The organism is Stenotrophomonas sp. PS02298, from assembly GCF_029959445.1.
GTDB lineage: Bacteria > Pseudomonadota > Gammaproteobacteria > Xanthomonadales > Xanthomonadaceae > Stenotrophomonas.
On the sequence record NZ_JASCOR010000046.1, the window covers coordinates 18,690 to 28,554 of the forward strand.

3 protein-coding genes are annotated in these 9,865 nt (G+C 58.2%); 2 read left to right on the forward strand and 1 reads right to left on the reverse strand.

The window, feature by feature from the left end; genetic code table 11:
* Window positions 1-127: 127 nt before the first annotated feature.
* On the reverse strand, window positions 128-4,666 hold the full coding sequence (locus QMX78_RS09065; RefSeq protein WP_282268610.1) for an Ig-like domain-containing protein: 4,539 nt from the start codon (window positions 4,664-4,666) through the stop codon (window positions 128-130).
* A 1,319-nt stretch (window positions 4,667-5,985) separates the two neighbouring features.
* Here QMX78_RS09065 and QMX78_RS09070 point away from each other — a divergent pair.
* Entirely contained in the window at window positions 5,986-8,361 is a 2,376-nt protein-coding gene (locus QMX78_RS09070) for a type I secretion system permease/ATPase (protein WP_282268612.1), read from the forward strand.
* Window positions 8,361-9,602, forward strand: coding sequence for an HlyD family type I secretion periplasmic adaptor subunit (locus QMX78_RS09075; RefSeq protein ID WP_282268614.1), 1,242 nt, complete (start codon window positions 8,361-8,363; stop codon window positions 9,600-9,602). The genes QMX78_RS09070 and QMX78_RS09075 overlap by 1 nt, the downstream gene beginning before the upstream one ends.
* Window positions 9,603-9,865: the final 263 nt, after the last annotated feature.

The following is a 9,865-nucleotide window of genomic DNA, read 5'->3' on the forward strand; positions in this document are numbered from 1 at the left end:
ATGTTCAGGACTCGCTGCAGCAGCGGCAGTCCTGATCTGTTCCATGCCAGCACCCGCCCTTGTATGTCCACAGCGATCACATCACGCCGGTAACTGGAGAGAACAAACAAGGCCCCGGGCGGTCAGATCATTCGATCAACATCTTCTCCAGGACATTGACATCAGCAATCGCGTCCCGGACCAGCCAATCTACGCCGCTTTGTATAGCGCTGGAGTTGATTGCCCAGCTTTCATGCAACGTGGCTTCGCTGGAAAGCTCAAATGAAACAATTGGCGGGACTTCCACGACATCAACGCCCCCAGCAACGGCAGCGAACATATCCATATCGCCATCCACCAGCAGCTCCTCCAGGGAGGGCACTGCATCCCCCCGGGCAATGTCATCCGTCGAGCGGACTGCTGACGTAATAACCACAGTCCATGCCTTAGATGCGTCACTCAAGTTACCCGCGACATCGAAAGAAATGAAGGTGAAGCTGTGCTCGCCATACGCGAGCGGCTCAGGCGCGTACTTCCAGTTTCCGTTCTCATCAACCGTCGTAAAACCAACCTCCTTACCGCGATCGAATACCAGGATGGTCGATTTTGCTTCAGCCTTGCCAGCGAACGTCGGCGTGCGGTCATCGGTTGTCTTCCCGTTCACGAGATCTCCGGTCCAAACACCGGCATTGTCATGTACCGACTCGATGACAGGGGCATCGGGAGAGACCGTGTCGACGCGGATCTGATAGCTGTTGCTGATCTCACTTTCCGCACCACCTGCACTTACCGCAACGGAAGTAAAAACATGCACTCCATCAGTCACTGGGGCTGTCGGAGTGAAGCTCCAGCGGTTGTTTTCACCGACCAGAGCGCTGCCAAGCGGAAGTCCATCCATCCGGATCTCGATCGTGTCGCCAGCCTTTCCATTGCCATTGATCATCGGCATGGCGTCATCGGTGCTTCCGCCATTCAGGAGGACGCCTGTGTACACGCCAACGTCGTCACGGATGTTGGTGATCTTTGGCGTGGTGGGAGTCGCGTTGTCCACCGAGAACCTGAACTCGTTGGAAGGCGGGCTGCTGTTACCTGCTGCATCAATAGCCTCGGCGCTCAACTCGTGCTCTCCACCTGCCAGTGCTTCAGCCGGCTCGAAAACCCACTTGCCGTTCATATCCGCAACCACACGCCCAATCTCGGTTCCGCGATCCTTGATGACAACGGTGCTGTTTGCCTCGGCCTTCCCGCTGACAGTGGGGTGGACGTCATCGGTCGTCTCGCCTTCACTCATATTTCCTGTCCTGGAGCCCGTATCGTCGTATACGGTTTCGATGACGGGCGCATCCGGCGCGAGCGTGTCCACCACAACCGCGAAAACCGCTGACGCGTCACTCTCATTGCCACCCTTGTCCTGGGCGGTGACGGTAAAGTCATGCCCGCCATTGAGCAACGGCGGATTCGGGGTGAAGCTCCAATCGCCATTGGCATTGGCCTCAACGCTACCCAGAAGGCTGCCCTTGTCATAGATGTTCACTTTCGCGCCTGCATCTGCCTTGCCCGACAACGTCGGCGTAGCGTCATCCGTATGCTGCCCGTGACTCAATGCACCCTGCAACACGCCGACATCATCGTTTATCTCTTCAATCGTCGGCACGTTCGGCGGGGTCAGATCTACGATCAGTTCAAGCGGACCAACGTGCCCGCTCTCACCATTGGCAACGGTCGTAACCGTTGCTGTCAGGCTGTGTACTCCTTCGCTCAACGGTACAAGAGGAGTGATGCTCCACCTGCCTGCCGCATCGACTACCGCCTCACCCAACAGCTCGCCGCCTTCGTAGACTTTAACCGTACCACCAACAGTGCCCTTGCCATGCAGCGTCGGGGTTACGTCGTCAGTGACGCCGTTCTGGCCGATTTCGCCAGTAACGGTGCCCGCATTGTCGATTGCGCCATCGATACTGATCACTACGTTCTTGGTATCGACCACGAAATCTATCGGATCGGACTTCGGGCTCACGTTGCCGGCCTGATCCACCACTTCGTAGTTGAGACTGTGGTGGCCATCACCCAGACCAGGTGAAGGACTAAACCTACAGTCGCCATTGGCGTCACTCTGAACGCGGCCGATTTCCTCTCCGTTGTCATAGATGATCACGGTACCGTTCGACTCGCCCTTGCCCTCAAAAGTAGGGGTCGCATCATCGGTCACGGTGCCGTTGACGATCGGGCCGGTCACACTGCCCACGTCGTCAAGCAATACGGCATTGTCTGAGCTCGGCTTGCCTGCGGACGTGGTGTCGACGTTGATCGGGTACTTTCCAGTTTCCGGGCTGTTGTTGCCCACGCCGTCACTCGCACTCGCGGTGATGTTGTGCAGACCGTCAGCCAGATCCACAGTCAGGGTGTAACTCCACACCCCATTTTCTGCAACCTCGGCCGTGCCGAACACCACCCCGTCAATGTAGACCGACACAGTCATGCCTGGCGGTGCGGTGCCGTTGATGGTGGGGCGTGCATCATCGGTAATGCCATGCTTCTGAATGCTGCCGATGATGGCACCAACGTCATCGACCACCGACGTGATCGCCGGGGCTGCGGGTGAGCCTTGGCCGACCAGCACCAGATCGAAACCGTCCGAAGGCTCGCTGGCTGTCCCAGCCTTGTTTATGGCTACGGCAGTCAAGTTGTAAGCACCCTGCGCCAAAGGCAGCGACGGCTCAAACGCCCACCGGCCTTCCGCATCCACCGGCACACGACCGATCTCGATATCGCCGTTCCTGATGATGACAATGGTGTCTGGACCAGCGCATCCTTCGATGGTCGGCTTGGCATCATCAGTTGCCTCGCCCGTGCTCAGGAACCCGGTCTTGTCGCCCTGATCGTCGTATACAGTCTCGATCACTGGCTTGTCGGGCACCTCACTGTCCAGGTTGATCACATAGCTGTCCGACGGCTCGGAGCTGTTGCCAGCCGGGTCAGTGAGCACAACTTCAAAGACGTGCTCACCTTCGCTCAACACTTCCTCCGGAGTGAACGTCCAGATACCGTTGTCGCCCACCTGCACTTCGCCAACGGCCTTGCCATTGTCGATGATAGTGACGGTGTCGCCAACATCGCCCCTGCCCGACAGCGTTGGCTGGGTATCGTCGGTATAGCCACCATTGCTGACAGGGCCGGTGACAGCACCTTGATCGTCGGCGATGCTTTCGATACCCGGCTTGGCGGGCGGGGTGGTATCAACGATGATCACAAACTCATCGGACGGGCCACTGCTGTTTCCGGACGGATCAGTGACCACTACCTCGAAGGAGTGCTCGCCTTCGCCCAGGGGTTCTTGCGGGGTGAAGGTCCAGACGCCGTCATCGTCTACCTGCACCTCACCGATCACGCTGCCGTTATCGAGTACGGTTACCGTATCGCCGGCATCACCCTTGCCGGTAAGCATGGGCTGCGTATCGTCGGTATGACCACCGTTGACGATCGGACCGGTAATTGTGCCCTGATCGTCGACAATGCTGCCAATACCTGAATTGTCCGGCGGCGTGGTGTCAACAATCACCACGTAACCATCCGACAGTTCGGAACTGTTGCCGGCCGGGTCAGTAGCGACAACCTCGAAAACATGCTCGCCTTCGCTCAGCGGCGCTTCGGGGGTGAAGCTCCAGGCACCATCTCCGCCGACCTCCACTTCGCCAATGACGTTGCCATTGTCGATGATGGTAATGATATCCCCGGCGTCTCCCCTGCCCGCCAATGTCGGTTGTTTGTCGTCAGTAGTGCCGCCATTCTCCACCAGACCGGTGACAGGTCCTTGGTCGTCAATGATGCTCTCCAGGCCCGGCTTGGCTGGCGCGCTGGTGTCGATGACGATCACGATTTCCTCGGATGGAGCCGAACTGTTACCGGATGGGTCCTTGACTACGATCTGCAGCGAATGCTCACCGTCGCCAAGATCCTCCTCCGGGGTAAAGCTCCAGTTGCCATCGCCGTCAACGATCACTTCGCCAACGACCTTTCCGTTATCAATCACCACGACCTGGTCACCGGGTTCCTGGCCCGAGCCACCCAGCGTAGGGCGGTTGTCGTCCGTCACGTCGCCGGGATTGATGCTGCCCTTGAGCGGCCCCTTGTCATCAACGATCGAACCAATGCCCTTGTTCTCTGGTGCAGTGGTGTCCTCCAGCCTGCTGTCTCCGCCCTTGTTGTGCTCGATGATGGCACCGCCGGCCAAGCCAGCGACCCCGGCCAGCGCCCACGGCAACAGGCCTGCACCTGCAACGATCAAACCTTCGCCAAAGCCAGCGAGCTGCGGGGCGCCCAACGCCAATGGCGAAGACACACCATCCATCAGAAACGGGGCTGCGCTATCGGTGTCGCCGTCGGCGGCGATGTACTCGTGGTAAACACCGTCTTCACCCAAGCCGACCAACTGGCCGTCGGAATCAAAAAAACTCTCAATGATCAGCTCTGGCTGATCAGGGTCAGTGCCTTCCAGAGCAACATGCAGGTTCTTGCCTACGCGCTTGACGGTAATGTTCTCGGGACCCACACCAGTGTCATCCTCGGCGAGCAGATACCGCCCACCCTGGACTGCCTTCACGCGAATAGATCCGCCCCCCTTGGCTTCGCGCAGCGGATTATTGGAAACAACGGTTTTATCGCTGACTACAGAGATACTTGCTTTCATCGCTGAATCACCTGAATGATCATGACTTGATTGGCGGAGCCCATAATTTCAGACACCATATAATTTGAACTGACTATTCGAGGTCAGATTCATCAATGGAGAAATTATTGCCACCGCAATTCCCGCCTTGAATAGGACAGGTCCCAAACCTAAGCGATATAGTAAAAAGCGGACTCAATACTTTCTTCTGGTTTCAAATATGAAATACAACGCTGCGGCAAAAGTTTTTATCATCCGAACCCGCCTCAACAACATGTTGTATGCAATCAGCACACCATCGGCGCACATGGACACAAAAAAAACTAAAATCCCAAATATTTCATATAAAATACAACAGCTTAATGACCACTCCCACACCAACCGCGCGCCGACGAACTCGATCCATCACTGCAGCAAAACAGATCGGCATTACAAGCAATCTAATCAGCGGCCGTGGCGTAGATCGCCAAGCAGCACACTCGCACTGATGCCGCAAATAATCGACTTCACATTTAATAACAGCAGAGACAAGTATGGAAATCACACGATCCCCAGCATGGTCAAACAGATCAACTACGCGCGATGCGCGATACTTCAAATGACACTTATGAGCACTATTTAGTTTCATGCCTGATAAAAATGAAACAAACCGTTTTTCGTAACCGACGGCCTCCTTATCCCATCCGGACCCCGGGGCCGATGTGCGCCCCCTCCTGCTCGTAGCCAGCGTAAGTACAACGCATTCGGGACTGTTCGCGCTGAAAGAACATATTGAGCAGAAAGTCACCCCGAGTGCGCTGTGCTCGGCAGGGCTACAGACAACTTGTATCGCCCTCATATTCGCTCGCCCATTATTGTTGGCCGCGTGAAGGTTTCACTAATGGCTACTGGACACTGGAGGCCGAACGATCGATCCGCAGCTTTCTCGTCGAATTGGTAGATCATTGGTCTCGGTGACGAAACCAAAGCACTAGCGCGCACCACATCAACCGTTGTGACAACAGACATCAACATGCGCTGACCGACGCCCATCATTCGCTTCCGCGCGAACGTCCCTCACGCCCGCTGCTGTAATCCAGGCCGCCCGCAAACTTCACGCGAGTTCGACTTGCAGCGCTGAGCAGAAACCCAACGCAACAGCACGGGAATTTCTGCGCTTTGCAAGAACTGGAAATCGGACCCGCACTTGACGCCAAACTGACAGCGTGCATTTGGGACCGTTCCTATTCGCCAACAACCTGATCAACCCCAGACTTCCGCTCCTCGTCGAGCGCGGAATTTGATCGCACTCGTGGATAGCATCCATCTGCCATCGCAGATGCCACCACTCTGGATCTGCCATGACCAATACAAGCACAGCGGCTGACATAGCAGCAGCGGCGACACAAGACCAGACAAGCACCGAAGACACATTACTGCAGAGTGTTTCCTGGATGTGTGATCACTATGGCGTGAGCCGCAGCCCTTCCGCATTGGTCGCCGGCTTGCCGTGGAACGGCACACTGTCGTCCTCACTGGCATTGCAGGCATTGAGCAACGCCGGCCTGACCGGTGGCGTGGTGAAGCGTGGCCTGGCACAGCTGCCTTCACAGGTGATGCCGATCATCCTGCTGCGCAAGCAGCAAGGCGGCTGCATCCTGCTGCAGTACACGGAGTTCAGCGACGAAGAGAACAAGCGTCAGCTGCGCTACACGGTCATTCTTCCAGAGGTGTCCGTGGAGCCCGTTGATCTTCCGCATGAAGACCTGCAGGCGATCTACGCCGGCCACGCCATCTTGGTAAAGCCCCGTGCCCATGTGGACAATCGTGCGGGCGACGCGCTGCCTGCGACCAGGGGGCACTGGCTGTTCAGTACCTTGTGGCGCTACCGTCGTTATTACCGTAGCGCCGCCATCGCCGCGGTACTTGCGAACGTGCTGGCGTTGGCCAGCATTTTCTTCACCATGAACGTCTATGACCGTGTGGTGCCCAACCAGGCCTTCGTCACACTGTGGTCACTAGGCATCGGCGTGATCATCGCCATGGTGTTCGAGGCCGTCATCCGCTTTGTACGTGCGCACCTGTTGGATGTGGCCGCGAAGAAGGCAGACCTGGTGCTTGGCGCCATGCTGTTCCGCCAGGCTCTATCAGTGAGGATGGAGCATAAACCGGCTTCGTCCGGCAGCTTCGCCAACCAACTGCGCGAATTCGAATCGGTACGCGACTTTGCCACCTCGGCAACCCTGGCGGCGATCTCGGACCTACCATTCGTGCTGTTGTTCGTCGGCGTCATTTTTGCCATTGGCGGCCCACTTGGCTGGATACCGTTGATGATCCTGCCGCTGATCATCATCATTTCGTTGAGCATCCAGTGGCCGCTGGCGAGAGTGATGAAGGAGAACCTGCGTGAGTCTTCGCTCAAGCAGGGTGTGCTTATCGAATCCATTGAAGGCATGGAAACACTCAAGTCCACAGGCGGTACTGCCAACATGCAGCGGCGTTGGCAGCATTTCAGTGCCCTGCAGTCGGCCACCTCAATGAAGTCCAGGCGCCTGTCCAGCATCGCAACGGGCACTGTCACCCTGCTGCAGCAGCTGCAGACCGTGGCACTGGTCATCACCGGGGTCTATCTGATCACCGCTGGTACGCTCAGCATGGGGGCGCTGATCGGCACCGTCATGCTGGCCGGCCGTGCAACAGCACCGCTTGGGCAGGTGATCGGTCTGGCCGTGCGCTTCCAGCAGGCAAAGGCCGCACTGGAATCGTTGAACAAGCTGATGGAAATGCCGCAGGATCGCGACCCGGCCAGGGACTATCTGCCGGTGCCAAACCTGAGTGGACAGATCGCACTGAAGAAGATCGGCTTCTCTTACCCCGCTCCACCCATGCAGCCCAACCCACCGGTACTGACCGATATCAATCTTTCCATTACACCCGGTGAGCGCATTGCCATCCTAGGTCGCATAGGCAGTGGCAAGTCGACCTTGTTGCGGGTGATGTCGCGCCTGTACTCCCCGACCGAAGGGCAGATGTTCACTGACGGCCTGGATGTCGAACAGATTGACCCGGCCGATTGGCGCAAAGCGGTCGGCTTCGTCAGCCAGGAAGCACGTTTGTTCCATGGCACCCTGCGCGAAAACGTGATGCTGGGCTGCCCGGATGCCAGCCTGGATGAGTTCGTGCGTGTGTTGCGCTTGACTGGCCTCGATCAGTTTGCCGCTTCGCATCCGCGCGGCGTCAACCTGCCCATCGGAGAGAATGGCGATGGCGTATCCGGCGGACAGCGCCAGCTGATTTCGCTGGCCAGGACCCTGCTCGCTCGTCCGCGTCTGTTGCTGATGGATGAGCCGACCAGCGCAATGGACGCGCAGACCGAAGCCCAATTCCTCGAACACCTGCATCGTGCAACCAAGGGCCAAACACTGGTGGTGGTTACCCACCGACCTTCCTTGCTCAACCTGGTAGAACGGGTGATCGTGATGGAAAACGGTTGCGTTGTTGCCGATGGACCGAAGGCCAATGTTCTCGCTGCACTCGGCACCAACACCAATAGCGGGGTACGCATGCCGGGCACTGCACCAGCAACTGCGACCACGGCTACTGATTCTCCTGCAACGTCCGCCACTACAGTTCCAGGCGCGGAACAACCCACGACATCAGTTGGCACTGCACCCTCGATCCGGCCTGCGCCGGCACGTGTCCGCCATGGCAAACCGCAGCAACAGGAGGTGCAGTGATGCTGCACTGGAGGAAACCCAGCAAACACACTGGATCGATCAGCGCTGCCGATGCCGCGTTCATGGACGATGTCGCCGAATCCCTGCTCGCCCAGACCACGCCGGGCTCGCGCATCGTCACCTACCTGGTACTGTTGGTTCTGCTTGTCGGCATCAGCTGGGCACATATCGCCCGCGTGGAGGAGATCACCAAGGGTGAAGCCAAGATAGTCTCCAGGAGTCGTGAGCAGATCATCCAGAGCCTGGAAGGCGGCATCCTCGCAGAGATGTCCGCGCAGGAAGGCGCCGTGGTCGAGCGCGGCCAGGTATTGCTCAAGATCGACCCAACCCGCGCCAACGCAAGCTACCGCGAAGCCCTGAGCAAGGTCATCTCGCTCAAGGCCACCATTGCCAGGTTACGTGCCGAAGCCTATGGCGAAGCGCTGGTTTTCGATGCGCAAGTGCGGGAGTTTGAAGACGAGGTTGCCAGCGAGACCCGTGCATTCAACGCCCGTCGTCGCGCGTTGGAAGAAGGTGTCGCCTCGCTTGAGCAGAGCTACGCCCTGTCGATGCGCGAGATCAGCCTGGCCCAACCACTGGCGGCCAAGGGCCTGCTATCAGATGTGGAACTGTTGCGCATGCGCAGGCAGGCCAACGATATCCGCTCGCAGATTGTCGAGCGCCGCAATCGCTATCGTTCGGACGCCAACTCCGAATTGGTCAAGCTTGAGATGGAACTCTCGCAGACCAGCGAAAACCTGGTTGGCCGCGCCGATGTGGTTGAGCGCACGACCATCACCGCACCAGTACGCGGCACGGTGAAGAACGTGCGGGTCAACACCGTTGGAGGTGTGATCCAACCGGGCGAACACATTCTGGAAATTGTTCCGCTCGAGGATCAGTTGTTGGTGGAAGGCAAGATCCGTCCATCCGATGTGGCCTTCCTGCGACCTGGCTTGCCGGCAACCGTGAAGATCACCGCCTATGACTACGGCATCTATGGCGGCCTGAGCGGAACCGTCGAGCTGATCAGCCCAGACACCTTGAAAGACGAAGAGAAAGGCGCAGCCGGCCGCCCGGATAGCACCTACTACCGGGTGACCGTGCTCACCGACAAGAGCGCACTGGAAGCCGGTGGCAAAGAATTGCCGATCATCCCGGGCATGATCGCCTCGATGGAGATCCGTACCGGCGAGAAGACCGTACTGGAGTACCTGCTCAAGCCAGTGCTGAAGGCACGCGAAGCATTCCGCGAGCGGTAATCGAACATTGAGGGACCCACCTTGCGTGGTCCCGGCAAGCACAGCGCGACTGGGGCTCCCCAGGTACTTTCCGCCAAGAACGGTACCTCCCAGCCGCGCTGTGCTTCCCCGGGCCACGCAGGGTTCTCTGCGTTTGTAGGAGCGGCGTAAGCCGCGAAGCTGGGGGCAACGAATCATCGAATATTGTGCAATCTGACAATGCACGAGCTTCGCGGCGTACGCCGCGCCTACAAGGCTGCAAGGGTTGTTTGTGGGGGCGGCAT

What these genes read in the sequence shown, in the direction of transcription:
- QMX78_RS09065 (WP_282268610.1), bottom strand. Translation starts at nt 4,666, where the DNA reads ATGAAAGCAAGTATCTCTGTAGTCAGCGATAAAACCGTTGTTTCCAAT.
- QMX78_RS09070 (WP_282268612.1), top strand. Translation starts at nt 5,986, where the DNA reads ATGACCAATACAAGCACAGCGGCTGACATAGCAGCAGCGGCGACACAA.
- QMX78_RS09075 (WP_282268614.1), top strand. Translation starts at nt 8,361, where the DNA reads ATGCTGCACTGGAGGAAACCCAGCAAACACACTGGATCGATCAGCGCT.